Annotated in this window: 23 protein-coding genes; 7 read left to right on the top strand and 16 right to left on the bottom strand. The window is 72.5% G+C overall.

Annotated elements, in window-relative coordinates; translation table 11 throughout:
* The first annotated feature begins 37 nt into the window (after positions 1-37).
* The 7 genes from QMC84_RS06895 (at position 38) to QMC84_RS06870 (ending at position 7,215) form a co-directional block, all read left to right on the top strand.
* Positions 38-394, top strand: coding sequence for a DUF427 domain-containing protein (locus tag QMC84_RS06895; protein WP_300373194.1), 357 nt, complete (start codon positions 38-40; stop codon positions 392-394).
* Entirely contained in the window at positions 388-1,779 is a 1,392-nt protein-coding gene (locus QMC84_RS06890) for an NAD(P)/FAD-dependent oxidoreductase (protein WP_300373192.1), read from the top strand. Before QMC84_RS06895 ends, QMC84_RS06890 begins: the two co-directional genes overlap by 7 nt.
* A complete protein-coding gene (locus tag QMC84_RS22405; RefSeq protein ID WP_366145741.1) occupies positions 1,776-2,591 on the top strand; it encodes a glutaredoxin domain-containing protein in 816 nt (271 codons plus the stop codon). The genes QMC84_RS06890 and QMC84_RS22405 overlap by 4 nt, the downstream gene beginning before the upstream one ends.
* Positions 2,506-3,765, top strand: coding sequence for an ergothioneine biosynthesis protein EgtB (gene egtB, locus QMC84_RS06885; protein ID WP_300373190.1), 1,260 nt, complete (start codon positions 2,506-2,508; stop codon positions 3,763-3,765). The genes QMC84_RS22405 and egtB overlap by 86 nt, the downstream gene beginning before the upstream one ends.
* A gap of 96 nt (positions 3,766-3,861) precedes the next feature.
* Positions 3,862-4,857, top strand: coding sequence for an L-histidine N(alpha)-methyltransferase (gene egtD / locus QMC84_RS06880; protein ID WP_300373188.1), 996 nt, complete (start codon positions 3,862-3,864; stop codon positions 4,855-4,857).
* Positions 4,858-5,086: 229 nt separating this feature from the next.
* The gene (locus QMC84_RS06875; RefSeq protein ID WP_300373186.1) at positions 5,087-5,725 is read left to right on the top strand and encodes a methyltransferase domain-containing protein; all 639 of its coding nucleotides are present in this window, start codon (positions 5,087-5,089) and stop codon (positions 5,723-5,725) included.
* Entirely contained in the window at positions 5,722-7,215 is a 1,494-nt protein-coding gene (locus QMC84_RS06870; protein WP_300373184.1) for an FAD-dependent oxidoreductase, read from the top strand. Before QMC84_RS06875 ends, QMC84_RS06870 begins: the two co-directional genes overlap by 4 nt.
* Here QMC84_RS06870 and QMC84_RS06865 read toward each other — a convergent pair.
* The 16 genes from QMC84_RS06865 to QMC84_RS06790 form a co-directional block, all read right to left on the bottom strand.
* Positions 7,145-7,801, bottom strand: coding sequence for a TVP38/TMEM64 family protein (locus QMC84_RS06865; RefSeq protein WP_300373182.1), 657 nt, complete (start codon positions 7,799-7,801; stop codon positions 7,145-7,147). The two genes, QMC84_RS06870 and QMC84_RS06865, sit on opposite strands and share 71 nt — an antisense overlap.
* Positions 7,798-8,910 (bottom strand): ABC transporter ATP-binding protein, encoded by a 1,113-nt coding sequence (locus QMC84_RS06860; RefSeq protein ID WP_300373180.1) that lies wholly within the window; start codon positions 8,908-8,910, stop codon positions 7,798-7,800. The genes QMC84_RS06865 and QMC84_RS06860 overlap by 4 nt, the downstream gene beginning before the upstream one ends.
* Positions 8,907-9,725, bottom strand: a complete 819-nt coding sequence (locus QMC84_RS06855) for an ABC transporter permease subunit (RefSeq protein WP_300373178.1) — start codon at positions 9,723-9,725, stop codon at positions 8,907-8,909. The genes QMC84_RS06860 and QMC84_RS06855 overlap by 4 nt, the downstream gene beginning before the upstream one ends.
* The gene (locus QMC84_RS06850; protein WP_300373176.1) at positions 9,722-10,633 is read right to left on the bottom strand and encodes a sugar ABC transporter permease; all 912 of its coding nucleotides are present in this window, start codon (positions 10,631-10,633) and stop codon (positions 9,722-9,724) included. Before QMC84_RS06850 ends, QMC84_RS06855 begins: the two co-directional genes overlap by 4 nt.
* Entirely contained in the window at positions 10,630-11,871 is a 1,242-nt protein-coding gene (locus QMC84_RS06845) for an ABC transporter substrate-binding protein (protein WP_300373174.1), read from the bottom strand. The genes QMC84_RS06850 and QMC84_RS06845 overlap by 4 nt, the downstream gene beginning before the upstream one ends.
* Entirely contained in the window at positions 11,868-12,569 is a 702-nt protein-coding gene (locus tag QMC84_RS06840) for a CDP-alcohol phosphatidyltransferase family protein (RefSeq protein WP_300373172.1), read from the bottom strand. Before QMC84_RS06840 ends, QMC84_RS06845 begins: the two co-directional genes overlap by 4 nt.
* A gap of 246 nt (positions 12,570-12,815) precedes the next feature.
* Positions 12,816-13,670, bottom strand: coding sequence for a xanthine dehydrogenase accessory protein XdhC (gene xdhC, locus QMC84_RS06835; RefSeq protein WP_300373170.1), 855 nt, complete (start codon positions 13,668-13,670; stop codon positions 12,816-12,818).
* Position 13,671: 1 nt separating this feature from the next.
* Entirely contained in the window at positions 13,672-15,975 is a 2,304-nt protein-coding gene (xdhB, locus tag QMC84_RS06830) for a xanthine dehydrogenase molybdopterin binding subunit (RefSeq protein WP_300373168.1), read from the bottom strand.
* Positions 15,972-17,447: an FAD binding domain-containing protein gene (locus QMC84_RS06825; RefSeq protein ID WP_300373166.1), complete on the bottom strand. Its 1,476-nt coding sequence runs from the start codon at positions 17,445-17,447 to the stop codon at positions 15,972-15,974. Before QMC84_RS06825 ends, xdhB begins: the two co-directional genes overlap by 4 nt.
* A 92-nt stretch (positions 17,448-17,539) precedes the next feature.
* On the bottom strand, positions 17,540-18,934 hold the full coding sequence (gene hydA, locus QMC84_RS06820) for a dihydropyrimidinase (RefSeq protein ID WP_300373164.1): 1,395 nt from the start codon (positions 18,932-18,934) through the stop codon (positions 17,540-17,542).
* Between the two features lie 9 nt (positions 18,935-18,943).
* Positions 18,944-21,850 (bottom strand): molybdopterin cofactor-binding domain-containing protein, encoded by a 2,907-nt coding sequence (locus QMC84_RS06815; RefSeq protein ID WP_300373162.1) that lies wholly within the window; start codon positions 21,848-21,850, stop codon positions 18,944-18,946.
* The gene (locus tag QMC84_RS06810) at positions 21,850-22,575 is read right to left on the bottom strand and encodes an FAD binding domain-containing protein (protein ID WP_300373160.1); all 726 of its coding nucleotides are present in this window, start codon (positions 22,573-22,575) and stop codon (positions 21,850-21,852) included. The genes QMC84_RS06815 and QMC84_RS06810 overlap by 1 nt, the downstream gene beginning before the upstream one ends.
* A 4-nt stretch (positions 22,576-22,579) precedes the next feature.
* Complete coding sequence (locus tag QMC84_RS06805) at positions 22,580-23,557, bottom strand: ornithine carbamoyltransferase (protein ID WP_300373158.1); 978 nt, start codon at positions 23,555-23,557, stop codon at positions 22,580-22,582.
* A gap of 15 nt (positions 23,558-23,572) precedes the next feature.
* Complete coding sequence (pyrB, locus tag QMC84_RS06800) at positions 23,573-24,526, bottom strand: aspartate carbamoyltransferase (RefSeq protein ID WP_300373156.1); 954 nt, start codon at positions 24,524-24,526, stop codon at positions 23,573-23,575.
* Between the two features lie 15 nt (positions 24,527-24,541).
* Positions 24,542-25,543, bottom strand: a complete 1,002-nt coding sequence (locus tag QMC84_RS06795; RefSeq protein WP_300373154.1) for an LLM class flavin-dependent oxidoreductase — start codon at positions 25,541-25,543, stop codon at positions 24,542-24,544.
* Positions 25,540-26,910, bottom strand: coding sequence for an amidohydrolase family protein (locus QMC84_RS06790; protein ID WP_300373152.1), 1,371 nt, complete (start codon positions 26,908-26,910; stop codon positions 25,540-25,542). The genes QMC84_RS06795 and QMC84_RS06790 overlap by 4 nt, the downstream gene beginning before the upstream one ends.
* Positions 26,911-26,936: the final 26 nt, after the last annotated feature.

The raw sequence follows: 26,936 nt of genomic DNA, 5'->3' as shown, positions 1-26,936 counted from the left end.
CCCACAGCCCCCCGGAGCAACCCACCAAGGAGTAGCCATGAGTACCAAGATGCAGGCCGTCCTCAACGGCACCGTGATCGCGGAGAGTGACGACACCGTGGTCGTGGAGGGCAACCACTACTTCCCGGCGTCGTCACTGCGCGCCGAGTACGTCGAGGCGAGCGGCACCCACACTCGCTGCGCCTGGAAGGGCATGGCGTCCTACTACTCGGTCAACGTCGGCGACATGGCCAGCACGGACGCAGTCTGGTACTACCCGGAGCCGAGCCGGATGGCTCAGATGGTGGCGGACCGGGTCGCCTTCTGGCGCGGCGTCGAGGTACGACCCGCGCCGGACCAGCACGGCGGCCACGAGCCCGAGTCGTTCGACGCACCGGAAGGTGCCACGTGCTGACCACGTCGGCGGCTGACACCGCCGACGTGGTGGTCGTCGGGCTGGGGGTCGGCGGCGAATCGGTCGCCGGCCAGCTCGCCGACGCCGGCCTCGACGTGATCGGCATCGAGGCGGACCTGGTCGGCGGCGAGTGCCCGTACTGGGGCTGCATCCCCAGCAAGATGATGGTGCGTGCGGGCAACCTGCTCGCCGAGGCCCGGCGCCTCCCGGGCCTCGCCGGCACCGTCGAGGGCGTCGTACCCGATTGGCGGCTCGTGGCGAAGCGGATCCGCGACGAGGCGACCGACAACTGGAACGACCGGGTAGCGGTCGACCGCTTCGTCGGGAAGGGTGGCCGGTTCGTCCGCGGCAGCGCCCGCATCCTCGGTCCACGGCACGTCGACGTGCCCGGCGTCGGCGTGATCGAGGCCCGGAGCGCGCTGGTCATCGCCGCCGGCACCGGCGCCGCGGCACCTCCGATCCCCGGCCTGGCCGAGACGCCGTACTGGACGAACCGTGAGGCCGTCGCCGTCGAGGAGCTGCCCGGCCAGCTCGCGGTCATCGGAGGCGGCGCCATCGGCTGCGAGATCGGTCAGGTCTTCGCGAGGTTCGGCGTCCGGGTGACCATCGTCGAGGCCGCCGACCGGCTGCTGCCGCTCGAGGAGCCGGAGGCGGGCGACGTCGTCGCCGAGGTGTTCACCGCGGAGTCCATCGCCCTCGAGCTCGGGGCCCGGGTCACCGGCGTGGAGCACGGTGGCGGCCAGTTCCGTGTCCATCTGGAGGGCCGCGAGACGATCGTGGTCGACCAGGTCCTGGTCGCCACTGGCCGCCGCCCCCACCTGCCGGCAGAGGAGCGGGCTGCGCTCGGGCTCGGCGGGGAGCCCGGGCCACTCCCGGTCGACGACCGGATGCGGGTCACCGAGGGCGTGTGGGCGGTCGGCGACATCACCGGCAAGGGCGCCTTCACCCACGTCGCGACCTACCAGGCCGACATCGTCGTGCGGGAGATCCTCGGCAAGGCCGGGCCGGCGGCGGACTACCACGCCCTGCCCCGGGTGTCGTTCACCGATCCGGAGGTGGGCGCGGTCGGACTCACCGAGGCCCAGGCCCGGGCTCGAGGCATCACGGTCGCGACGGGTATCGCGCTGGTTCCGTCCTCGGCCCGAGGCTGGCTGCACCGGGCGGGGAACGAAGGGCTGATCAAGCTCGTCGTCGACGCCCACAGCGACCTTCTCGTGGGAGCAACGTCTACGGGACCCGCTGGCGGCGAGGTGCTCGGTGCGCTCGCCGTGGTCGTGCACGCGAAAGTGCCGGTCGCCGCTCTGGAGCAGATGATCTACGCATACCCGACCTTCCACCGCGGCATCCAGGACGCGGTGCGCGATCTCCGGGCGGCCCAGCGGTGACGGCGCCCGGCGACGTCGTCCTCTACTGGCGGCCGGGCTGCGGGTTCTGCCATACGCTGCGTCGCGAACTCGATCGGGCCGGCGTGGAGCGCACCGAGATCAACATCTGGGAGGACCGGGAGGCTGCCGCGGTCGTCCGGTCCCACGCGCGCGGCAACGAGACGGTCCCGACCGTGGTGATCGGGGGCCGGGGCCTGGTGAACCCGAGCGCGGCCGACGTGGTCGCCGCGGTCGGCGCGCCCGGCCCGCGCCGGAGCGAGACCGGGGCGGAGCCATCGGATCCAGGCGGCCCGGGCCGTACGCGGGTCCCGACCCAGATGCGGGCATCCTCCGGGGAGCGGCCTGGGGCGTCCTGGCCACAAGTGCGTGGCTCGCCCTGGCCTTGGCGAACCCGACCACCACCTACCACCTGGCACCACTGGTTGCGGCACTCGCGTGGCCAGTGGGCGTCCGCGCCGCCGGGCGGCGTACCTCCTGGTCCGTCGGGCTGCTCGCGGCCGCCGGCGGAATGGCGCTCGTCGCGCTGGCCACCGGGACGCTGGCTGCCGCCGACGCACTCGCCGGTCCGGCTCTCCTGGGGGGCACGGCGCTCACCGAGACTGTGCTCATGGCCGGCCTGGGGATCCTCGGGGGGTTGTGGCTGGGTAGGCCCGTCCATCGACCTACCGAGCCTCTGTAAGCCAGCACACGGTCCGGGCTCATGGTCGGGTGCCAGAATGTGTCCCCATGAGCGTCGACGTCTCGGACCTGTTGCGCCGCTACGACCAGGTACGCACCTACACCGAACGGCTGTCCGCGCCGCTCTCCCCTGAGGACCAGACCGTCCAGTCGATGCCGGACGTCTCGCCCACCAAGTGGCATCGCGCGCACGTGACGTGGTTCTTCGAGACCTTCGTGCTCGCCGACCACGAGCCCGGCTTCACCCCGTTCCAGGACACGTACTGGTTCCTGTTCAACAGCTACTACGAGGCGGTCGGCCCCCGCTACAGCCGACCGATGCGTGGGGTGATCAGCCGCCCGGGTGCCCACGACGTCGGCATCTACCGCTCCAACGTCGATGACCGGATCCACGAGCTCCTCGACCGACTCGACGACGGCGCCGTCGCGAAGCTGCTGCCGACCATCGAGCTCGGGTTCCACCACGAGCAGCAGCACCAGGAGCTGCTGCTGATGGACATCAAGCACGTGCTGTCGCTCAACCCGCTCCGACCCGTGTACGCGGGGCGACCCCCTGTCGTCGTGGATCCGACGCCGCTGGGTTGGCGCGAGTACGACGGCGGGCTCGTCGAGCTGGGCCACGAGGGTGGCGGCTTCTGCTTCGACAACGAGCTGCCCCGCCACCAGCAGTACCTGCCGCCCTTCCGGATGGGCGATCGGCTGGTCACCAACGGGGAGTGGTTGGACTTCATCGCCGACGGCGGCTACCGGCGCCCGGAGCTCTGGCTCTCCGACGGCTGGGCCCGCGTCACCGCCGAGGCCTGGGGTGCGCCCTTCTACTGGAGCCAGGTCGACGGCGCCTGGCTCGAGCACACGCTGCACGGCACCTTCCCCGTCGACCCGGCGCTGCCGGTGTGCCACGTCAGCCACTACGAGGCGGACGCCTTCGCGGCCTGGGCAGGCAAGCGACTCCCGACCGAGGCCGAATGGGAGCATGCCGCCACACTCGAGGATGCCGGTCCGGCGAGCCTGTCCGACACCGAGTCCTGGCACCCGCGCTCGGCCGGTCCGCCGACCGGTGGACTTCGACAGTTGTTCGGCGACTGCTGGGAATGGACATCGTCGGCGTACCTCCCCTACCCGGGATTCCATCCTGCAGCCGGCGCCATCGGCGAGTACAACGGAAAGTTCATGTCCGGCCAGATGGTCCTGCGCGGCGGTTGCGCGCTGACCCCGCCGGGACACGCACGCGCCACCTATCGGAACTTCTTCCCGCCCGGCGCCCGCTGGCCGGTGACGGGTGTCCGGCTGGCCGACGACCTGGCATGAGGTGACCTCCCCGCCAACCGCCTGCGCCGGCCGAGCGATACCGGACCGAAGGACGGCCCACGTCCACCTCCCACCGGTACCCGACCTGGAGATCGCATGACCACAGACGGCCCCCGGACCCGGCTCCCCGCCGCGGTCGACCCCACGGTCCTCCTCACCGCCGCCGACCTACGACGCAGCCTGGAGCTCGACGTGCGCGAGGGCCTGACCGCGCCACCGAGGTGGCTGCCGCCCAAGTACTTCTACGACGACCGCGGCAGCCGACTCTTCGATCGCATCACCCGGCTGCCCGAGTACTACCCCACCAGGACCGAGCACTCGATCCTGGTGGCCAGTGCTGCCGAGATCGCCCGGCTCTCCGGGGCCGAGGTGCTGCTGGAGCTGGGCTCCGGGTCGTCGGAGAAGACCAGGATCCTGCTGGACGCCTTGGCGGCGGGCTCGCTGACCGGATACGTCCCCGTCGACGTCAGCGCGGGGGCGCTCCGCGAGGCCATCGCAGGGCTGGCGCACGACTACCCGGACCTGCCCGTGTACGGCGTTGTGGCCGACTTCGATCTGCACCTGCACCGGCTTCCCGCGCCGGGCCGCAGACTCGTCGCGCTGCTCGGCGGCACGCTGGGGAACTACCCGCCTGCGCAGCGTGGGGTCTTCCTTCAGCGACTGGCCGCGTCGATGCACGTCGGCGAGACCCTGCTGCTCGGTCTGGACCTGGTGAAGGACCCGGCTCGACTGGTCGCGGCGTACGACGACGCCGATGGTGTCACCGCCGAGTTCAACCGGAACGTGCTGAGCGTGCTCAACCGCGAGCTCGGCGCCGACTTCGATCCGTTGCGCTTCGCCCACGTCGCCCTGTGGGACGTCGAGCGCGAGTGGATCGAGATGCGGTTGCGAGCCGACAGCCCGATGACGGTACGGGTACCGGCGCTCGGTCTCGACCTCAGTCTCGGGGCCGGTGAGGAGATCCGGACCGAGATCTCCGCGAAGTTCCGCCCCGAGGTCGCCGAGGGCGAGCTCGAGGACGCCGGGCTGCACCCCGAGGGATGGTGGACCGATCCGGCCGGAGACTTCGCGCTCGTGCTTGCCCGACGATGAGCGCACCCCAACCGGTCGCCGGCCGCCGTCGCCGTCCTCGCTGACGGAGCGGGAGCTGCAGTCCCGTTGCGCCTCCTCTCCGGCGCGGCCCTCGCACACCTCCATCCGCCCGGGTTGCGCGTCGAGCAAGCACCGCGAGTTGTGTGAGCCGGGACACGGTCGGTCCGGCCATCGCTACGACAGGGTGGCTGATCATGATGATGTCTCGACCGCCGGTCCCGATCGCATGGTGACCCTCCCCCGCTACCGGTACGGCGCCCGCTTCTACGACACCGTCTCAGGCGAACGTTTGCTCTACCGCCACGGACGCGCGGCCGCCATCCGGCTCCTCGCCCTCCAGCCCGGTGCTCGAGTGCTCGTGGTCGGGTGCGGCACCGGTCTCGACCTGCCGCTGCTGACCGCAGCAGTCGGTGCGCGCGGCGAGGTGGTCGGCATCGACGCCAGCGCCGCCATGCTGGCCCAGGCACGCCGGAAGGTCGTGCGGGCCGGCTGGCGGAACGTCCGGCTCGTCGACGGGGACGCCGCGACCCTCCCCGGGGTCCACGGCACCTTCGACGCCGTGCTGTTCACCTACTCGCTGTCGGTGATCCACGAGTGGCGCCGTGCGTGGCAGGCGGCGCTCGGGCGCCTCGCGCCGAGTGGCCGGGTGGCCGTCGTCGACACCGACCTACCGACCGGGCTCGCCACCCCGCTGCGCCCGCTGGCACGACTGGCGTTGTGGGCTGGCAAGGTCGACCGGAACCGCAAGGTCTGGACAACGGTTCTCGACGGCCTGACGGACACGCGGTATCACCGCCTCGCACGGGGTCACATCCACGTCGCGGTCGGCACCTCGACCGGCCCGGCGGCCCGCCAGGAGGCACGATGAGCGGGCAGCACACCGCGTGGACGTCAGACCCGGCGGCTCCTCACGATGGTGACGTCTGGGACCTCGTGGTCGTCGGCGGCGGCACCGCCGGCATCGTGGCCGCGAAGACCGCCGCGGGATTCGGCGCCAGCGTCCTGATGGTCGAGCGTGATCGGCCCGGCGGAGACTGCCTGTGGACCGGTTGCGTGCCCAGCAAGGCGCTGATCGCCTCGGCGAACGCCGCCCAGGCGGCCCGCATCTCCGATGACTTCGGGGTGACCGTCGGCGAGGTCCGGGTCGACTTCGCCGCCGTGATGGCTCGGGTACGCCGGGTCGTCGGCACCATCGAGCCGATCGACTCACCCGACACCCTGCGGGAGTCCGGCGTCCTCCTCAGCCACGCGACGGCACGGTTCCTCGGGCCCCGGTCGCTCAGTCTCTCCAGCGGGGAGGTCGTCGGCTTCCGCCATGCCATCATCGCCACCGGCTCCCGCCCGCTCATGCCCGACGTCCCCGGGCTGACGGACGTCGCAGCCATGACGAGCGACGACGTCTGGGACCTCACTGCCCTGCCAGCGAGGCTGCTGGTGCTGGGTGGCGGCAGCATCGGGTGCGAGCTCGCGCAGGCGTTCGCTCGACTCGGCTCCCAGGTGACCCTCGTCGAGGCCGCTCCCGAGCTGCTGCCCCGGGAGGACGCGGCCGCGGCCGGGCTGGTGCGCTCCGCCCTGCTCGCGGACGGGGTCGAGGTCCGACTGGCGACGAAGATAGTCGCTGCGGCGGAGGGGGTGGGGGGTATCGAGGTGACGACGGCAGCCGGGCAGATCATCTCGGCGGACCGAGCTCTGGTGGCCGTCGGCCGCCGACCCGGAACCGACGGCCTCGGCCTGGCCTCCGCGGGGGTCGCGATCAGCGGCCTGGGACACGTCCTGGTCGATGCCCGGCTGCGGACGACCAACCGGCGGATCTGGGCTGCCGGTGACGTCACCGGCCATCCGCAGTTCACCCACGTCGCCGGCGTGCACGGCAGCCTGGCCGCGTCGAACGCGGTCCTCGGGCTCCGCCGGCGGGTCGACACCACGACCATTCCCCGCGTCACCTACACCCATCCCGAGATCGCGGCGTTCGGTGTGAGCGCCGACGCCCCCGGGGCGAAGGTCGTGGACCTGCACCATGCCGACGTCGACCGGGCCGTCACCGACGGGGACACCCGCGGACTGACCCGCCTGGTCCTGGACCACCGGCGCCGGGTGATCGGTGCGACCGTGGTCAGCCCCCGAGCCGGAGAGCTCCTTGGCGAACTGGTGGTGGCGGCGCGGAGCCGGATGCGCATCGGCGAGCTCGCCGGGACGATGCACCCGTATCCCGGATTCGGGGACGCGGTGTGGAAGCCCGCGATCCAGGCGGTGCGCGAGCAGCTTCGGCAGCCGAGCACCACTTGGCTCACCGGGCGGCTGGCGGCCTGGCAGCGGATCCGCCACCGTTCTCGGAGCGGTGCACGCGGGCAACGATGACCGCCGTGAGCATCAACAGCCCCAGCGCCACCACGGCGACCCGGAACGGCCACGATCCGGGGTCCCGGCCGTAGGCGCCGAGGACGGTGTACACGGTTGCACCGGGCGCGATCCCGAGGAGTGTGCCGACGAGATAGGCCCGCCAACCCACCGATGTCAGGCCGGCGGTGTAGTTCAGGGCCGTGAACGGGATCACCGGCACCAGTCGCAGCCCGATCAGCGCGGTGACGCCGTGCCGTTCCAGCATGGAGTCCAGCCGCGCCACCCGCGGCCCATGGTGACCTCGGACGAAGTCGCGGCCGACCAGGCGACCGACCCCGAAGGCCACCGTCGCACCGAGCGTCGCCCCAGTGAGCGTCGCAGCCAGGCCCACCGCGACACCGAACATCGCACCACCGGCCAGGGAGAAGACTGCCTTGGGGACCGGCAGCAAGGTCGCGACGACGTACAGCCCCACGAACAGCACGAGACTGAGCCAGCCGCGACCGCCGACGGCCTGGGGGGACGGCACCCCCTGTGACCAGGCGAGGGCGGCCGCGATGCCCACGACAGCGAGCACGAGGAGCCGGAGCACCCTTCGCGTCACGCGGACGAGCTCGGGAAGAGCGTGCACGACTCCGCGGCCGCGCGCAGCTGGACGGACCCCTGGTCGGCGACCGTCGTGCCCGGGGGCAGATGCGCCAGGACTCGCAACCCGTCGTCCGTGCACGCCTCGAGGATCAGGTGGGTGCCGGCGAACCGCACGCCGAGCGGGTATGCCCGCACGATCAGTCCGTCGGTCTCTGACGCGCCGGACGAGATGCCGGCCGGCTCGTCACGGATGGACCCCAGCCGCATCGACTCGGGCCGGACGACCAGGACCGCCGGACCCTCGATGCCTTGCTGGTGGACGCGTAGAGGCGCGACCAGTCCGGGCGCGTGGAACATCCCCCGCTCACAGTGCCCGGCGATCTCGTTGGCGACCTCGAAGAACCGCGCGGCCTCGAGGGTCGGCGGGTCTTGGTAGAACCGCTCGGGGCTGCCCTGGCCTTCGACCCTCCCGTCGAGCATGAGCACGATCTCGTCGGCGACGTCCACGGCCTCGGCGAGGTCGTGGGTGACGAACAGGGTGGTCAGCTTGGCTTCGGCGCTCAGGGTGCGGACCAGCTGCCGCATCCGGGCCCGCAGGTCGGGGTCGAGCTGGGAGAAGGGCTCATCCAGGAGCAGCAGCCGCGGTCGCAGGACCAGGGCCCGAGCCAGGGCGACGCGTTGCTCCTGCCCGCCGGAGAGCTCGCCCACCCTTCGCGGCGCCAGATCGGCGAGGCCGACCTGTTCGAGGAGGTCCCGGGCGCGGGCCCGGGCACCGCGGCGCGGCCGGCGCTGCATACGCAGACCGAAGGCCACGTTGTCCAGCACGTTCAGGTGCGGGAAGAGCAGCGGCTTCTGGAACACCAGGCCGACCGGGCGGTCCTCTGCCGGCAGGTGCTGCACCGATCGGTCGTCGAGCCGGATGTCGCCGGCGTCCGGATGCTCGAGACCGGCCAACAGCGCCAGCAGGGTGCTCTTGCCGCATCCGGATGGTCCGAGGAGCGCGGTGAAGGACGCCGGGCTCAGCGCGAGGTCGACCCGCTCGATCGCCCGCACAGAGCCGTAGGACTTCCGGACTGCGGCCACGTCGACGCGGGTGCCGAGCCGCGGCGCTTCGGGGGCGATCACAGCGGGCCCTTTCCAAGATTGGCCTGGGAGAGCCGTGCGAGCGGGCCCGCAGCCGCCGCCATCACGAGCAGGGCGGGCGCGACCATGGTGAGGGCCACGGCGGCCGCAACGGTCGTGTCGGTGGCGGTGACGGCGGCGAACAGCTGGACCGGCAGGGTCTTCACCTGGCCAGCGCCGATCAGGAGCGCCAGCAGGAAGTCACTCCACGAGATCAGGAACGCCATGACAGCGGCTGCCACGAGCGGGCCGCGCATCAGGGGGATCGTCACGGCGAGGAGTCGTCGTGGCCCGCGGGCGCCGAGAACCCGTGCCTGCGTCTCGTAGTCGAGGTCGAGGTTGGCGAACCCGGCGGCCAGGATGCTGGTGGCGTACGGCACCGCCGGGATCAACTGGACGAGCATGACGCCGGGCGGGCTACCGGCCAGCCCAAGGCGCACGAAGAGGATCTGGAGGCCCATGGCGGCGGCCAGAGCCGGCACGATGACCGGAGTCAGGAGCAGCGCCTGGACGGCGCGGCGGCCCCGGAACTGATAGGTGCCCAGTGCACGGCCGGCCGGCCAGCCGACGAGGCAGGCCAGCGCAGACACGGCGATCCCGATCTCCAGGGAGAGGACGAGTCCCTCGAAGACGCCGCTGTCGGGCGCGGCGATGGTCCGGAAGCCTCGGAGGGTCATCCGCTCGGGCAGCACGGCGGGGAACCGCCAGCTGTCGGTGAAGGCTCGGAGCACCAGCGGCACCCAGGGTGCCCACAGCATCGCCAGCACGAGCGCGAGGGGCAGGTGTCGCACCGTCCTGCGGTCGGCTGCGGTGCTCACGCCGGCCGCCGCGCGATCCGGCCGAGCAGCCCGAGGAACGCGAGGAGTGCGGTGACCGAGAGGGCCGTGATGAGGACTGCGATGGCCATCGCCTCGGCACGGTAGGTCAGGTCGACGTCGGTGTGGTACTGGTAGGCGACGACCGGCAGGGTCGCCGGATAGGGCCGTCCGAGCAGGTAGGGCACCTCGTAGGAGCCGACCGCGAACGCGAACACCAGCACGGATCCTGCCGCCAGGGGCGGTAATACTGCTGGAATGGTGACGTGGCGCAGCCGCTGCCAGGGCCTGGCGCCGAGGACGCGAGCCGCGTCACCGAGCTGTGCCGTGCCGCGGCCGAGCGCGTTGAGCGCGAGGAGGGTGAGGAAGGGCGTCTCCTTCCACACGTACTCGGCCACGATGCCGATGCCGTACTGGTCGGAGATCAAGCCCGGGAAGTCCCGGGGCGCACCCACGAAGCCGGCCGCGTGGGCCAGTCTGGCGATCAGGCCGGTCTGGGAGAGCAGCAGACCGATGGCCAGGGCGCCGACCAGGTGCGGGACAGCGAGGTTGGCCTGGGCCATCGTGATCGCCCACCGACGCCCGCGTCCCAACCGGTGCACGAGCAGCGCGAGCGACGTGCCGAGTACTGCCGCGATGGCGGTGCCCAACAGCGCGACTCGCAGGGTGAGGATGAAGGAGGCTCGCACGGCGGGATCGCCGGCGAGGTCGCGGTAGGCCGCCAGGCCGAGCTCGTGCCGGCCGATGAACGGCTGGTAGCCGAGGCTCTGGGCGACGGCGTAGCTGATGCCGCCGAGGAAGAACACGACGACCACGGTGAGGGCGGGCGCCAGCAGCAGGGCGACGGGTACTCCGCCTCGCCGCCGGGTGAGCCGCACGGGTCGGGGTCGGACCGCTCGGAGGCCGGTCATCGCTGGAGTACTTCGCTCTTCCAGTCATGCTCGATCCGGGTGACGTACGCCCCGGCGAGCTCTGGCTGGGCGTCCGCGAGGAGCCGCTCGAGGGGGAGCACCGAAGGGCTTCGCGGCACGTCGGCGAACTCGTCGCGGGTGGCTCGGTCCGTCCTGGCCAGGTCGATGCCCGGGTAGGTGCCTTCGGCCTTGTAGAGAGCCAGCTGGGTCTGCGGGTCCTGAAGCAGGTTGGCCAGCACCATCGCGGCCTCAGGGTGCGCCGCATTCCCGGGGATGCCGACGAAGCTGTTGTTGGCGATGTTGCCGCCAGCGAGAACCGCCTCCCTGGTGGAGTCGGGGAAGACTCCCACGGCGACCTTGTCCCCCACTGCGCCGGGACCGTAGGTGAAGTACGCGTCGATCTCGCCGTCGGCGTACATCTTCTCGACCTGGTCCTGGGACTGCGGGTAGGTCTCACCGCCGCGCCACAGTGCCGGTTCGAGGTCGTTGAGCCGGTCCCACAGGGCTGGGACCGCGTCACGATAGGCCGACTCGTCGAACTCCCCGGTCAGGTCGTCCGGTCCGCCGATCGTGTCGTAGAGCAGGGTGCGCACGGCCATCGATCCGGTGAAGTCCGGGGGTGCCGGGTAGGTGAATCGGCCAGGGTGCGCCTCGGCCCAGTCGATCAAGGAGGTGACGGACGCGACGTCGCTCTCGTCGAGTGCCTCGGAGTCGTAGACCAGCGCGGAGTTGGCCTGCTGCCAGACGGCCTCGCACCCGTCGACCGGCACTCCGAAGTCCATGGCGACTGCGGGGTCGCCGAAGTCGAAGAGCGCGGCGTTGGGGAGGTGCTGGGCCCAGTCACAGGCCCACAGGTCCGCCTGTTTGCCGGTGGCGAAGTTCTCGCCGTTCACCCAGACCAGGTCGACCGAACCGTCGGTCGACCTCCCGGCCTGCCGCTCGCCGAGCATGGTGTCGATGGCCTGTGCCGTGTCACTGACCTTGACCTGGTTGATGGTGATGTCGAAGGGCTCGAGGCGGTCGGCCAGATAGCCGTTGACGAAATCGTTGAGAGTGGGGTCGCCGCCCCACATGTACCAGTTGACGGTCTGGCCCTCGGCTGCACTGACGACGGCGTCCCAGCCCTGCGCCGTCGAGATGCTGCCCACCCGGGCTCCCGTAGCCGGGTCCGCTCCGCAAGCGGTGAGCCCGAGGGCGGCAACGGCAACGAGGGCGGGGATGCAGCGACGGTGGTTCACGATGTGGGGCTCCTGACGGATCGACGATGGAACGACGGACGGACTGCGTCTGCGGTCGGGTCGGCCGCCGGCGAGGTGCGGGGACGCCGGAGGACCCCCACCGCGGTGCAGACCCGCTGACCGGCCGTGATGGCGACCGCTGCGGCGAAGGTCCAGACGAACGCAACGGCGTGAGCGGGGAGCAGGCAGATGAGGGAGTACGCAAGGACCGTCTCGGTGCCTTCGGCCAGACCGCCGACGAAGCGGAGACTCCGGCCGTCCTGAGCGACCTCGCAGTCGAGACTCTCGTGGGCCCTGCGTTCGAGGACGGAGGAGAGCCCGAGGAAGGCCGTTCCCGAGATGTAGTAGGTGCCGAGCAGGACGATGCAGGCCAAGCGCGCCCCGGGGACGGCGTACGCGAGGGCGACGACGAACCCGCCGTACACAGTGAAGTCAGCGACCAGGTCGAGGAAGCCGCCGAGCTCGGTCGCTCCGCGGCGGCGGGCGACCGGGCCGTCGAGCCCGTCGAGCAGCCGGTTCGCCAGCCACAGGGCGAGCGCGAGGCCCCAACGGCCGCCGGCCGCGGCCAGGCACGCCGCAGCTCCGAACGCGAACCCCGTCCCCGTGAGGGCCAGGGGCGGGACTCCCGCCCGTTCGAGGACGGCCGCGACCCGGTCCAAGGCGGGCGCGAGCAAGCGTCGCGCGGGGGCATCAAGCATGAGCCGAGCCTGCGACCGGCGTCGTCGCCCGCCGGAGCGCGCGAACGCGCCCGGCGATCCTGCGCATGGTGATGACGGACAAGCCGCGTCTCCTCGAGCTGTCGATTCGTCCGCAGCCGCCCGCCACGGGCGGCCGCGTGATGTGCGTGGTGCGTCGACGCCCGCTCAGGCTGCCCGCCAGAGGCCCCCTTGATCTGTAAGCAGGCACACACAGACCCCCGGTCGGTCAGCGCGAGTGGACCAACGTCACCTGCTCAGCCGGGGTCCGGCCCACGCGAGCCGGGCCAGCAGGTCGGCGGCGACCCCGAGCGCGATGGTGGCGGGGTCCTTCCCCACGAGCTCCGGCCGCCCGATGGGGCACTGGATGCGCGCGATCGCGGCGGCGTCGTGACCCTCGACCGTCAGCGCCCGTTGGAAGCGGCGCCACTTCGCCGCGGACCCGATCAGGCCGATCGAGGCGAGGTGCTCGCAGCGCAGCGCGGTGTCGCAGAGAGCGAAGTCCTCCGCATGGTCGTGCGTCATGACCAGCACGTGCGTCCCCGGAGGCACCTCGCCGAGGACGAGCTCGGGCAGGGGGGCGTGGTGCGGGTGGAGGCCGGCCGGGCCGTCGTCGAGGAACGCCAGCCGCGCCGCGTCCACTCGGTCCGCTCGGGAGTCGACGACGTGCAGCTCGAGCTCCTGGCGGGACAGGATGCGCGCGAGCTCCAGGCCGACGTGACCCGCGCCGAAGACGGCGACCGCCGGCAGCACCGGGAGATGCTCGAAGAGCAGGGTGACCTCGCCGCCGCAGCACTGCCGGCCGTGCTCGGTGCGTGCCCTCTCGGTGAGCTGCAGGGTCAGCGACTCGGGCGGTCCCGGCGGCCCGTCGAGGAGCTCGGCGGCGCGGTCCAGGGCGGTCTCCTCGAGGTTGCCGCCGCCGATCGTGCCCCAGGTCTGCACCGGGGCCGACCCCGAGGCCGCGCGGGAGGCAGGGACCGCCCGGGCGACGACCAGCTTCGCCCCCGGCTCACGCGGAGCGTGGCCGCGGGCGGCGGTCACCGTGACGAGTACGCCGGCGCGGCGCTCGCGCCGGAGCAGCTCCACCGCAGCGTGCCAGTGCATCTCAACCGACCCCCGGGGCGACGTGGGCGACCGGCTCGTCGGTGGCGCCGGCCCGCGCCCGCTCGATCGCCCAGAAGACCGCCTCCGGGGTGGCCGGTGACGGCAGCTCGACGCTGTCGCGGTCGCGGCCGAACGCGGCGACCGCCGAGCGGATCGCCTCGCGCACCGAGAGCGCCAGCATGAGCGGTGGCTCACCGACGGCCTTGGACCCGTAGACGGCGCCGTCCTCGTGCGCGCCCTGCAGCAGCGACACGTGGAAGACCTCGGGCATCTCGCTGAGGCTCGGCAGCTTGTAGGTGCTCGCGGCCTGGGTCAGCAGCCGGCCCCGGGTCGGTCCGTCCGACTCGTCCCACCGCAGGTCCTCGAGGGTCAGCCAGCCGGCTCCCTGCACGAAGCCGCCCTCGATCTGCCCGAGGTCCACCAGCGGCGACAGGCTGTCGCCGACGTCGTGGACGATGTCGACCCGCAGGATCCGGTAGGCCCCGGTGAAGCCGTCGACCTCGACCTCCGCCGCGGCCGCGCCGTACACGAAGTACTTGAACGGGTGGCCCTGCATGCGAGCGGCGTCCCACTCGACGCCATCGGTGCGGTAGAAGCCCGCCGCCCACAGCGGGACCCGGCCGAGGTATCCCTCGCGCACGAGGTCCTCCCAGGCGATCTCCCGGCCCGCGGCGAGCTCGTCGAGACGGGACCTGATCTGCAGGCAGGCGTGCTTCACCGCGGCGCCGTTCAGATCCGCGCCGGAGCTCGCGGCCGTGGCCGAGGTGTTCGGCACCTTGTCGGTCCGGGTGGGCGCGAGCCGGATCCGCTCCAGCGGGACGCCCAGGGTCGTGGCCGCGACCTGCAGCATCTTGGTGTGCAGGCCCTGCCCCATCTCGGTGCCGCCGTGGTTGATGAGCACGGAGCCGTCCTTGTAGACGTGGACCAGCGCGCCGGCCTGGTTGAACGCCTTGAAGTTGAAGGCGATGCCGAACTTCACCGGTGTGACGGCCAGGCCGCGCTTCGTGTGCTCGTGCGTGGCGTTGAAAGCGGCGATCTCCGGCCGGCGCTCCTCGACGCGGCCGCTCGCCACCACCTGGTCCCACACCAGGCGGGCTCGCTCGGGATGTCGCACCGTCTGGCCATAGGGCGTGCTCTGGCCCTCGGCGTAGAAGTTGCGACGACGCAGGTCGAGCGGGTCGACGCCGAGCGGGCGGGCGCAGCGCCCGAGGATGTCCTCGATGACCAGCATCCCCTGCGGGCCGCCGAACCCGCGGAACGCCGTCTGTGAAGTCTTGTTGGTCCGGACGATCCGGCCGTGCAGGCGCACGTGCGGGATCCAGTAGGCGTTGTCGACGTGGCACAGCGCGCGGGCGAGCACCGGCTCGGAGAGGTCCAGGCTCCAGCCGCCGTCGGCGGTGAGCGTGACGTCGAGCGCCTGCAACCGGCCGTCCGGATCGAAGCCGACCGTCCAGCCGGCGTGGAACCCGTGCCGCTTCCCGGTCATCGTGAGGTCCTGGGTGCGCGTGAGCCGGACCCGGACCGGCCGGCCGGTGAGCACGGCTCCGAGAGCCGCGACGGCGGCGTACCCGTGCGGCTGCATCTCCTTGCCGCCGAAGGCGCCACCCATCCGCAGCGACTGGACGGTGACGTGGTGCGCGTGCAGACCGAGCACGTGCGCGACGACCTCCTGGGTCTCCGAGGGGTGCTGGGTGCTGCTCTGGACGAACACCTGACCGGCCTCGTCGACGTGCGCCAGGGAGCACTGGGTCTCGAGGTAGAAGTGCTCCTGGCCCGCCATCTCGGTCACCCCCCTGAAGACGCGGGCGGACGTCGCGAGGCCGTGCTCCACGTCGCCACGCGCGACCGTGGGCCGGCCGCCCTGGAAGCTCCCGGCCGCGATCGCCTCGGTCACCAGGACCAGCGAGGTCAGCACCTCGTAGTCGACCTCGACGGCGGCGGCGCCGAGCCGGGCCGCCTCGGCCGTCTCGCCCAGCACCCAGCAGACAGCCTGCCCGACGTAGCTGACCTCGCTCGGGAACAGCGGTTCGTCGCCGCGCACGCCACTGTCGTTGACGCCGGGGACGTCCTCGGCGGTGAGGACCCGCACCACGCCCGGGACAGCGAGGGCAGGAGCGGCCCGCAGCGCAGTCACCCGGGCGTGGGCATGGGGTGCCTGCACCGGATGGGCGTGCAGGCAGTCCTTGGTGCGCACGACCAGGTCGTCGGTGTAGAGCGCGGTGCCGGTGGCGTGGAGGGCCGCGCTCTCGTGCGGCACCTCGAGGCCGACGACGGCGTCGACCGGGCGCTCGGACAGCTCGCTCATGGCGACGCCTCGCCACCCGCCCTCGACGGCCCCGAGGCCGACCACAGCTTGAGCAGCGACTGCTCGAGCATCGCGGCGCGGTAGGCGGCGCTGGCCCGGTGGTCGTCCAGCGGTGTCCCCTCGCCGCGCAGGACGGCAGCGGCCGCGCGTGCCGTCGCGGCCGACCACGGTCGGCCCTCCAGGGCGGCCTCCGTGGCCCGCGCGCGGACCGGCGTGGCGGCCACGCCGCCGAGGCCGACCTTCGCGCGGACGACGGTCCCGTCGACGACGTCGAGGGCGAAGCCGACCGCGACGCTGGAGATGTCGTCGTACCGACGCTTGGCGATCTTGTGGAACGCGGTGTGGCCGGCCAGCGGCTGCGGGATCCGCACGGAGCGGATCAGCTCGCCCGGTCGCAACTGCGAACGGCGGTAGCCGGTGAAGAGCTCGTCGATCGGCACCTCGCGGTCCCCGTCGGCGGCGACGAGGACCACCGTCGCCTCGAGGGCGAGCAGGGCGGGGGCGAGGTCGCCGATGGGCGACGCGGTCGCCAGGTTGCCGCCGATCGTGGCTGCGTTGCGGATCAGCCGGGAGGCGAACAGCGCGAGCACCTCGGCCAGCAGCGGCACGCGGCCGGCCAGGGCGAGCTCCACCTCGGAGAGGGAGAGCGCGGCACCGAGCTCGAACGTGCCGTCGGACCCGGCGGGGATCGCCACCTCCCGCAGCTGGGGGATCCGGTCCAGGGCGACGACGTACGGCGCCCGGGCGCCGCGGAGGTTCACCTCGACGCCCCAATCGGTGCAGCCGGCGACCGGCTGCGCGCCCGGGTGCTCTCCGAGCAGGGCCAGCGCCTCGCCGAGGTCCCTCGGGCGGACGAACACTCCGGTCCGGTCCTCGATCCGGGTGGCCGCGGGGGCGGGTGCGGGCCGGTGGACACGCGCAGCGAGGTGGTCGTCGGGCGACGGCGACCCGAGGGCGTACGCCGCGTCGCGGATCGGCCGGTAGCCGGTGCAGCGGCACAGGTTGCCGCTCAGTGCGGTCAGGTCGAAGCCGTTGGGCCCGCGCTCGCGCGGGCCGACCTCGGCACCCGGACCGTCCGCCGCCCGGTCGCTGCGGTAGAACTCCGCCGCCATGCTGCACACGAACCCCGGCGTGCAGTACCCGCACTGCGACCCGCCACGGACCGCCATCTCGTGCTGGACGGGGTGCAGGTCGTCGGGAGTGCCGAGGCCTTCGGCGGTGATGACCTCCTGGCCGTCGAGCGCGGCCGCGGGGACGAGGCACGCGTTGAGCGCCGTCCACCGGGTGCCGTCGCCGTCGGGACGTGCCACCAGCACCGAGCAGGCGCCGCACTCACCCTCGGCGCAGCCCTCCTTGGCTCCGGTGAGACCGGTGCCGCGCAGCCAGTCCAGCGCCGTCGTGTGCGGGGAGACCCCGGCCAGGGGCAGCGGGCGACCGTTGACGGTGACACTGGGGATGCTGGGTGCTGCCATGCCGCTCTCCTCACGCATGGAACCCGACGACACTTTACGTGGCTGACGGTCTCGGCGAGACGATTCCGGACGGCCGGTTGCCGCCGCCGGCATCAGCGGAGGATCGGCGATCTTCGGACGAACCGACCACGACCCGGCCGCGCGTCAGCCGGCTCTCCGTTGACCGCCACGACCTCGCCCCGGCTGAGCGTCACCACGGGCCAGCCGGTGACGACGCGGCCCTCGTAGGGACTGCGGTCCGAACGTGAGTGCAGGCGCGAAGCGTCGAGGGTGCGGGTGGCACCCGGGTCGAACACGACCAGGTCGGCGTCGAGCCCGGGCAGGACCGCTCCCTTGACGCCGGCCAGCCCGAACAGCCGTGCGGGCGCGCCGGACGTCGCGTTCACCCAGCGCTCGAGTGACAGCTGCCCGGAGAGCACGCCCTGGTAGACGAGGGACAGCCGGGTCTCGACACCGCTCAGCCCACCGGGGATCTGGGTGAAGTCCGTCCAGCCCGTCCCGCCGGTACCGCGCCGCCGATCGGCAGCCGTGAACGGGCAGTGGTCGGTCGCTACGACCTCGACATCGCCGGAGGCCACCGCGCCCCACAGCGCAGCGCGATCGAGGGCACCGCGCAGGGGTGGTGCACACACGAAGTCCTGCTCGCCCGCCTCGAGGTGCGACTGCTCGAGGTCGAGGTAGTGCGGGCACGTCTCCGCGTGGATGTCGGTGCCGGCGGCCCGGGCCGTGCGGACGGCCTCCAGCCCGGCCGCGCTGGAGAGGTGCACGACGTACAGGCTCGCGTCCGCGGCACCCGCGAGCCCGGCGGCCCGGCGGATGGCCTCGGCCTCCACGGCGGCCGGTCGTACCGACGGGATCGCGTCCGGCCCGGTCCGGCCCGCCGCCACCGCCTCGCCGACCAGCGTCTCGACGGTGGCACCGTCCTCCGCGTGCACGCAGACGCGCACGCCGGTACGACGCGAGGCCGCGAGGGCCCGGCCGAGGGTGTCGTCGTCGACCATCAGGCGATCGGGGTAGGCCAGGTACAGCTTCACGCTGGTCACGCCCTGCTCGGCGAATGCGGCGAACCGCCGGGCCGCGGCCTCGGGCTCCACCGGGAGCTCGGTGACGGTCAGGTGGAAGCCGTAGTCGACCACGGCCCGACCCCGCGCCCGGTCGTGCCAGGTGGCCAGGGCCTCCTCCCACGGCTCCCGACCGGCTCCGGCGAAGTCGACGACGCACGTCGTCCCACCGCACGCCGCGGCTCGCGTGCCCGACTCGAAGTCGTCGGCCGAGGTGACCGCGCCCACCGGCAGGGCGAAGTGGGTGTGGACGTCGATGCCACCCGGGATCACGTAGCCGCCACCGGCGTCCACGACGTCGGCGCCGGCGACCGCGATCCCGGACTCCACCGCCACGACCCGTCCGGCACGCACGAGCACGTCGGCCCGACGGGTGCCGGCACCGTCGACGACGGTGCCGCCCCGAACCACGAGGTCGCTCGTCATCTCCGTCGGCTAGGCGTGCAGGGCCCGCCACACCCGCTCGGGCGTGAGGGGCAGCTCGTTGACGGTGACGCCGGTCGCGTCGAGGATCGCGTTGCGTACGGCGGGCGCCACCCCGTCGATCGCGATCTCGCCGATCGACTTGGCGCCGAACGGGCCACTGGGCTCCATCGTCTGCACGAGGAAGACCTCCATCGGGGGCGTGTCGTCGGGCCGGAAGATCCAGTACGGGCCGATCCGGGCGTTCACCGCCCGGCCCTGCTCGTCGAGGACCAGGTCCTCGGTGAGCGCGTAGCCCAGCGCCTGCACCATCGCGCCCTCGACCTGGCCGCTGGCCGTGGTCGGGTTGATGACGACACCGGCGTCGACGGCCATCACCAGCTTGACCACCGTGACCTGGCCGGTGTCGACGTCCACCTCGATCTCGACCGTCTGCGCGGCGAACGGCGGCGGCGACTCGCCGGAGACGTGCGAAGCGGTCGCCATGATCTGCTCCTGGTCGGCGATGTGCAGGGCGTGGAGGGCCACGTCCTGGAGCGTCACCGACCGTCCGTCGGGCGCCCAGGCCTGCTGGTGGCGCAGCTCCACCTGGCCCGGGTCGTCGAGCCCGAGCAGCCGGGCGGCCCGCAGCACGATCCGCTCGCGCACGGCCTCGGCGGCCTTCATGACGGCCATGCCGGAGATGTACGTCGTGCTGTCGGCGTAGGCGCCGACGTCGAACGGCGTCAGGTCGGTGTCCGCGGCGTACACGATGACGTCGCCGGTCTCGACGCCGAGCACCTCGGCGGCGATCTGGGCCAGCACGGTGTCCGCCCCGGTGCCGAGGTCGGTGGCGCCGACGAGCAGGTTGAAGGACCCGTCGTCGTTCATCTTGATCGAGGCGCCACCCATGTCGAGGTTGGGGATCGCGGTGGCCTGCATGCACAGGGCGAACCCGAGGCCCCGGCGGATGTTGGGCCGGTCCGCGGGCTGCCGCCACGCGGGGTCGTTGCGCCGCTCCCAGCCGATCGCGCGCAGCGCCTGGGCGACGCACTCGTCGGTGGCGCAGCTGGTCACGCGTGGCAGCTCTCCGGCGATCTCGGCGGCGCCGCGCTCGCCGAGCGCGGGCAGGATGTCGAGGGGGTCGCCGGTGCGCACCCAGTTCCTCCGGCGCAGCTCGACCGGGTCCAGGCCGAGGCCGTGCGCGACGTCGTCCATGAGCGACTCGAGGGCGAACAGCGCCTGCGGGGCTCCGTAGCCGCGGAAGGCACCGGCCACCGGGCGGTTCGTGTAGGCGACGTCGGCGTGATAGCGCTTGGCCGGGCAGTTGTACTGCGAGAGGCCGCGCTGGCCGGACACCGACTGCACGGTGAACCCGTGCGTCGCGTAGGGCCCGGTGTTGCCGACCACGTGGTGGTCGAGCCCCAGCAGGTGGCCATCGTCGTCGACGGCGGCGCGGAACGTCACGGTCTGCGCGTGCCGGATCCGGGCGGAGACGAACTCCTCCTCGCGAGTCAGCTCGAGCCGTACCGGCCGTCGAGTGGCCAGCACGAGGTGCCCGACGACGTCCTCGAGGAGCATCTCCTGCTTGCCGCCGAACCCGCCACCGATCCTGGGCTTGACCACCCGGATCTGCTTGACCGGCAGGCCGAGCAGGGGCGCGACCATCCGCCGGGCGTGGAACGGCACCTGCGTCGAGCTGCGCAGCACCAGGCGCTCGTCCTCGTCGAGCCAGCCGATCGTGATGGCCGGCTCGATCGGGCACGTGTGCTGCTGCTGGACGTGGAAGGTCCGCTCGAAGACGTGCGGGGCCGCCTCGAACGCCGCCTCCAGCTCCTCGTCGGACACGGTCTGCCCGTCGACCTGGCGCGGGATGTTGCGCGCGGCGTCGTGGATGCCCTCGGTGTCCTCCTCGTCGTGGATGACGGGGGCACCGGGCCGGATCGCCTCGACCTCGTCGAAGACGGCCGGCAGCACGTCGTACGTCACCGCGATCCGCCGGCACGCCTCCTCGGCGATCTCGATGCTGTCGGCGGCGACCGCCGCGACCCGGTCACCGACGTGGCGGACCTTGTCGTCGAAGCTGACCTGGTCCCAGGGCCGGGGGTTGGGCCAGCTCTGGCCGCCCGAGGCGTACTTCACGCGTGGGGTGTTGAACGTGTGCAGCACCGCGTGGACACCCGGCAGCGCCCGGGCCTCCGCGTCGTCGATCGCGAGGATGCGGGCGTGCGCGTGCGGGCTGCGCAGCACCTTTGCGTAGAGCATCCCGCGCAGCTCGATGTCGTCGACGAACGCCGGGTTGCCCTTCACGAGCTTGACCGCGTCGACCTTGGCGGCGCCCTTGCCGACCACGTGGGTCACCGGCACGTCTGCCGCGGGCACCAGGCGCGGCATCGCCGCGGGGGCGTCGGGGACCGGCCCGCCGGCGCCGTCGGTGAGCCGCGCGACGACCACGGGCGCCATCGGCTCGGGCTTCTCCCCGCGCAGCAGCGCGGCCGCCCGCTGGACGGCGTCGACGACCTTCACGTAGCCGGTCTCGCGGTCGAGGACGCCGGAGAGCGCGTCGCGGATCTGCCACTCCGAGGGGTCGGGGACCCGGTCGAGGAGGGCCTTGGTGGCGAGCACCATGGCCCCGGCCGAGTAGCCCGACTGGAGCGCACCTGACTCCACGAACGCCTCCTGGATGGGGTGCAGCTCCCCGGTGGCGACGTTCAGCGACTCGACGGTCGTGACCTCGTGGCCGCCGGCCTGGGCGGCCAGCAGGACGTCGGCGGCGACCAGCCGGCCGTCCAGCAGCACCGCAGCCGCACCGGTCTCGCCGGTCTCCGAGCCGTTGCGGACACTGAAGCAGCCGAGCCGGCGCAGCACGGCCAGCAGCGAGTCGCCAGGGGCGCAGGTGACGCTCTGCGGTGCGCCGTTGAGCGTGATCCGGATGTCCATCACGAGATCGCCTCCACCACTCGGGTCGTCAGGACGTCGGCCAGGGCCCGGCGGTACTCGCCCGACCCGCGGAAGTCACCGGGCGGGTCGAGCTCGTCACCGGTCCGTACGACGACCGGCGTGCGCGCCACGCCGGTGAGCGCGACCAGGTGCCCGTCCGGCGTCGCCCGCGCGACTGCGGCCACTATCGGCTTGTCGGCGGTGGTCCGAGCGGTGCGCGCGGCGGCGGCCCTGCCGTCGGTGCGCACCGACACCGCAGTGATCACCCGGCCGCCGGCCAGCGGGAGCCCGGCGAGGAGCTCGGCCAGCGCGACCGACTCGGAGCCGGCGGGGCCCTCGACGTGCACCACGGCCTCGTGGACCAGCAGCGCCGCGAGCAGCTCGCTCTCCGCGTCGCCGGTCGCGACGCACCCTCCGAGGGTGCCCTGTGCGCGCAGCGTGCTCGGCCGCTCGCGCCGCGCTGCCTCGCGCACGACGGCGGGTAGCAGGTCACAGTCCACGAGCTGCTGCAGCGTGGTCATGGCACCGACGCGGACCAGCTGCCCGCTCTCGGCCCGGATGCCGCCGAGATGGAGCGCCTGCAGGTCCACCACCTCGACCTGCCGGGTCGTGGTATCGCTGTTCACTCGGGTGCCGCCCGCGAGGGCGACCGCGCCGGACCAGGCCAGCAGCTCCATGGCCTCGTCGATCGTCACGGGGCGCACGTAGGCGATAGCAGTCACCATGGCCTCATCCCATCGTCAGTGCCATCACGGCCTTCTGGCCGTGCAGGCGGTTCTCGGCCTGGTCGTAGACCGCACTCTGAGGGCCGTCGATCACCGCGTCGGTGACCTCCGTGCCGCGCTCCCCCGGCAGGGGGTGCATGTAGATCGCGTCGTCGCCGGCGGTGGCGAGCCGGCGCTCGTCGGCGATCCAGTCCCGGTAGCTGTCGACGTACCCCGCCTCCTCGGCCTCGTCCGAGGTGGACATCACCGCGCCCCAGCTCTTCGCGTACACGACGTCCGTGCCGCGGATGCCCTCGTCGAAGTCGTCGAGCATCTCGAAGGAGGCCCGTCCGAGACGGGCGTTCTCGCGGGCCTGCTCGACGTACTCCGGCATCAGCCCGAACTCCGGCGGGTGCACGAGCCGGACGTTCATGCCGAACCGCGGCAGCAGCATGATCAGGCTCTGCGGCACGCTGAGCGGCTTGGAGTAGGTCTTCGCGCACGCCCAGCTGATCGTCGCGGTGCGCCCGCGCGGGTCACCGAGCCGCTCGATGATCGTCATCAGGTCCGCGAGGGCCTGGTGGGGGTGGAAGTGGTCGCACTGCATGTTGAGCACCGGCACCCGGCTCGCGGCGGCGACCTCGCGGACGTAGGCGTTGCCGACGCCCCAGTCGACGTTGCGGATCGCGATGCCGTCGTTGTAGCGGCCGAGGATCTCGCCGATCTCCTTGGCGGTGTCGCCGTGGGCGATCTGCGTCGAGCGACTCTCGATGAACTGGGCGTGCCCACCGAGCTGGGCCATCCCGGCCTCGAAGGACGCCCGGGTCCGGGTGCTGGCGAAGAAGAACAGCATCGCCAGCACCTTGTCCCGCAGGTAGGGGTGCGGCTGCCCGAGCGCCCGGTCCCGCTTCAGCGCGAACGCCACGTCGAGGACGGTCTCGATCTCGTCGCGGGTCCACTCCTGGAAGTCGATGACGTCGCGGCCCCGCAGGTGCGTCTGCATCGCTGCCCTCCCCTGCTACTCGACCGCGCCGAGGACCAGCGCCAGCAGCGCCATCCGCAGCGAGACCCCGTTGGCGGCCTCGGCCCAGTACCGCGCGTGCCGGGTGGCGTCGACGTCGGTGGTCAGCTCGTCCATCCGGGGCAGCGAGTGCAGCACGATCGAGTCCTGCTTGGCCTTCTCGTGCAGCAGCCGCCGGGTGACCTGGTACGCCGCCGGCGTGGTGCCCTTCTCGGCGGTGGGGTCGACCCGCGACTGCGTGTAGTCGGCCTGCACGATCGGCTCCATGTAGATGACGTCGGCCTCGCCGATGCACTCCTGGACGGACTCGACCTCGCGGTAGTTCACGCTGCGCTCGGCGAGCTCGCCCTTGAAGTCGTCGAGCAGCGCCAGCTCTGGCGGGGAGACCACCATCGTCTCCATGTCGAACTGCGAGGAGGCCAGCAGGATCGAGTGCATGGTGCGCATCCGCATGTCACCGACGAGCACCATCTTGATGCCGTCGAGGGTGCCCTTGTCGCGCCAGATCGTGTAGAGGTCCGTGAGTACCTGGGTGGGGTGCTCGCCCCAGCCGTCGCCGCAGTTGATCACCGGCACCGACGCCCACCGGGCTGCCTCGTGCGGGGCGCCCTGGACGTGTGAGCGCATCGCGATCACGTCGCCGTAGAACTCCAGCATCTTCACGGTGTCCTTCATCGACTCCTGGTAGAAGTCGCCCGCGCGGGTCATCTTCGCGTCGGAGAATCCGAGGACGTGGCCGCCGAGGCGGTGCATGGCGGCCTCGGTCGAGAGCCGGGTGCGGGTGCTCGGCTGGTAGAACGCGGTGAGCAGCGTCTTGTGCTTGAGGAGATCTCCGTTGCGCCGGTTCTCCGCGTGAGGGCGCAGCTCCTCGGCGACCTGGAAGATCCGGAAGAAGTCGTCGCGCTCGACGTCCTTGAGGGACAGGATGTCGCGGCCCAGGAAGCTCCTCATCGTGCGTTCTCCTACTCAGACACCGAAGGTGTCGATCATCAGTCGGACGTCCTCGCCCAGCGGGTAGAGGACGGGGCAGGTCGCCCCGGCCTCGACGTACTCGGCGACCTTGGCGCGGCACTCCTCCGGGCTGCCGGAGGCCGTGATCTGCTGCACCACGTCATCGGGGACCAGCCGCATGGCCCGGCGGATCTCGTCACGCTCGGCCGGCCAGGTCAGGACCTTGCCGATCTCCTCGATCAGCGCGGGGTCGACGCCGCTCGCCTTCATGATGTGCGGCTGCTGGCCGAGGTACTGCGTGAGCAGCTCCCGGGCCCGGTCGAGGGCCACGGCGCGGTCGCGGTCGACCGAGCACACGACGAGCTGGGGACGGTCGAGGTCGTCGACCGAGCGGCCCGCCTTCGCCGCACCGGCGGCCAGCGCGGCCATCGCCTGGGCGTTGTACGCCGGCGCCACCATGTAGTTGAGCAGCACGCCGTCGGCGATCTCGCCGGCGAGCTCCATCATCTGCATGCCGGTCGCTCCGATGTAGATCGGCACCTGCTTGGGCGACCGGTCACCGTGGACGATGTCGATCTCGACGTCGTCGAGGTGCACGAACTCGCCGTCGTACGTCACCCGCTCCATCGCCAGCAGCCGGCGGGTCGCCTCCACGGTCTCGCGCATCGCGCGCAGTGGCTTGCGTCGGTCGACCCCGACCTTGGTGGCCAGCGGCTCCCACCACGCGCCGAGGCCGAGCATCACCCGGCCGGGGGCGAGGTCGTCGAGGGTCGAGAAGGTGGCCGCCAGCAGCCCGACGTTGCGGGTCCAGATCGGCACGATGCCCGAGCCCACCTTGATCCGGCTGGTGACCGCGGCGTACGCCGCCATGGGCACCGTCGCCTCGCGGACGAGGCGGCTCTCGGCCTGCCAGACCGCCTCGAAGCCGCGGTCCTCGGCGTAGCGGGCGTGCTCCATCCCCTCGCGCAGCGGGTGGAGGTCCTGGAGGTAGAGCGCCACTCTCGTTGGCGGTGTCATGGCCTGCCTCTCATGGGTTCGAAGTCGTGCGGCGCGATGGCGTCCATCCGCGCCCACAGGCGTTCGGCCTCGGTCGAGCCCTCGGCGGCCACCCGCGCCTCGTCGACGCGCGTCGACCGCCGGTCCTCGACCACGAGGTCGCCAGCGACGACGACGTCGCGCACCTGACCGGACGAGAGCCCGAAGACCCAGTGACCGACCAGGTTGTCGGCGGTCACCGGGGTGGGCGTCGGGTAGTCGAGCACGACGAGGTCGGCGGGGGCGCCGGCGCTGATCGTGCCGAGGAGCGGCTCCCCGTGGACGCGGCCGGCGAACCGGGCCCCGTCGGCGAGCCGGGCGAGCGGCCAGTCGCTCGGCGTCGCGATGTCGGCCTCGCGCGCCCGGAACCACCCGACCTGCGACTCGGCGAACAGGTCCCCGCCGATGCCGTCCGTCCCGAGGGCGACCCCGGCGCCCGCTCCGCGCCCGAGGTGGTTGAACGGCGAGTGCCCCACCGAGTTGTTCATGTTGCTGCGCGGGTTGCAGACCACGGTCGCGCCGGTGTCGGCGACCGCGTGCATCTCCGCCGGGGCGAGGTGGACGCCGTGGGCGAGCAGCGCCCGGTCGGTGAGGACCCCGGCGCGGTCGAGCCGCTCCACCGCACCGTGGCCGGACCGGGCGTGGGCGTCGGCCTGGTCGGCGGCGTCCTCCGCGACGTGGATGTGCACGCCGGCACCGCTGCTGCGCGCACCGTCCACGACCTGCTCGAGCGTCGCGTCCGAGAGCGTGAACGACGCGTGAGCGCCCATCATGCCGCGGGTGAGCCCGTCCGCCGCCGCGAGGAAGCGCAGGTTCTCCGCCACGCCGGCGGCCGCGCGCTCGGGGCCGTCCCGGTCGCTGACCTCGTAGCACAGCACGCTGCGCACCCCCAGCTCCGCCAGGGTCTCGGCGATGACGTCGAGCGAGCCGTCGATGGCGTTCGGCGAGGCGTGGTGATCCACGATCGTCGTGGTGCCGGCCCTGAGCGCGTCCAGGCCTCCGCGCAGCGCCGAGGCCCGGACGGCCTGCTCGTCGAGGGCCCGGTCGAGGCGCCACCAGACGCGCTGGAGGATCTCGGTGAACGTGACCGGCGGCGCGAGCCGGTAGGGCATCCCCCGGCTCAGCGCCGAGTAGAGGTGGTGGTGGGCGCACACGTTGCCGGGCACGATCAGCGTGCCGATGCAGTCGCGGCGCCGTACGCCGGCCGGTGCGCGACCCACCGACGCGACCCGGTCACCCGCGAGCACGACGTCGGCGACGACCACCTCGGGTGGGTCCAGCGCCACCACCACGGTGCCTCCGCACAGCGCGGACGAGGGAGCAACCTCCAGGATGTCGGCCGCCACCATGTGCGCTCCTCCGCTCCGATCCGTCT

Source organism: Nocardioides sp., assembly GCF_030019515.1.
Taxonomy (GTDB): domain Bacteria; phylum Actinomycetota; class Actinomycetes; order Propionibacteriales; family Nocardioidaceae; genus Nocardioides.
This window is presented reverse-complemented; position numbering and strand designations above follow the sequence as displayed.

Bases quoted from the DNA above. Each gene is read 5' to 3' on its own strand.
- QMC84_RS06895 (WP_300373194.1), top strand. From the start codon at position 38: ATGAGTACCAAGATGCAGGCCGTCCTCAACGGCACCGTGATCGCGGAG.
- egtB (WP_300373190.1), top strand. From the start codon at position 2,506: ATGAGCGTCGACGTCTCGGACCTGTTGCGCCGCTACGACCAGGTACGC.
- egtD (WP_300373188.1), top strand. From the start codon at position 3,862: ATGACCACAGACGGCCCCCGGACCCGGCTCCCCGCCGCGGTCGACCCC.
- QMC84_RS06870 (WP_300373184.1), top strand. From the start codon at position 5,722: ATGAGCGGGCAGCACACCGCGTGGACGTCAGACCCGGCGGCTCCTCAC.
- QMC84_RS06850 (WP_300373176.1), bottom strand. From the start codon at position 10,633: ATGACCGGCCTCCGAGCGGTCCGACCCCGACCCGTGCGGCTCACCCGG.
- QMC84_RS06840 (WP_300373172.1), bottom strand. From the start codon at position 12,569: ATGCTTGATGCCCCCGCGCGACGCTTGCTCGCGCCCGCCTTGGACCGG.
- xdhC (WP_300373170.1), bottom strand. From the start codon at position 13,670: ATGCACTGGCACGCTGCGGTGGAGCTGCTCCGGCGCGAGCGCCGCGCC.
- xdhB (WP_300373168.1), bottom strand. From the start codon at position 15,975: ATGAGCGAGCTGTCCGAGCGCCCGGTCGACGCCGTCGTCGGCCTCGAG.
- QMC84_RS06825 (WP_300373166.1), bottom strand. From the start codon at position 17,447: ATGGCAGCACCCAGCATCCCCAGTGTCACCGTCAACGGTCGCCCGCTG.
- hydA (WP_300373164.1), bottom strand. From the start codon at position 18,934: ATGACGAGCGACCTCGTGGTTCGGGGCGGCACCGTCGTCGACGGTGCC.
- QMC84_RS06815 (WP_300373162.1), bottom strand. From the start codon at position 21,850: ATGGACATCCGGATCACGCTCAACGGCGCACCGCAGAGCGTCACCTGC.
- QMC84_RS06810 (WP_300373160.1), bottom strand. From the start codon at position 22,575: ATGGTGACTGCTATCGCCTACGTGCGCCCCGTGACGATCGACGAGGCC.
- QMC84_RS06805 (WP_300373158.1), bottom strand. From the start codon at position 23,557: ATGCAGACGCACCTGCGGGGCCGCGACGTCATCGACTTCCAGGAGTGG.
- pyrB (WP_300373156.1), bottom strand. From the start codon at position 24,526: ATGAGGAGCTTCCTGGGCCGCGACATCCTGTCCCTCAAGGACGTCGAG.
- QMC84_RS06795 (WP_300373154.1), bottom strand. From the start codon at position 25,543: ATGACACCGCCAACGAGAGTGGCGCTCTACCTCCAGGACCTCCACCCG.
- QMC84_RS06790 (WP_300373152.1), bottom strand. From the start codon at position 26,910: ATGGTGGCGGCCGACATCCTGGAGGTTGCTCCCTCGTCCGCGCTGTGC.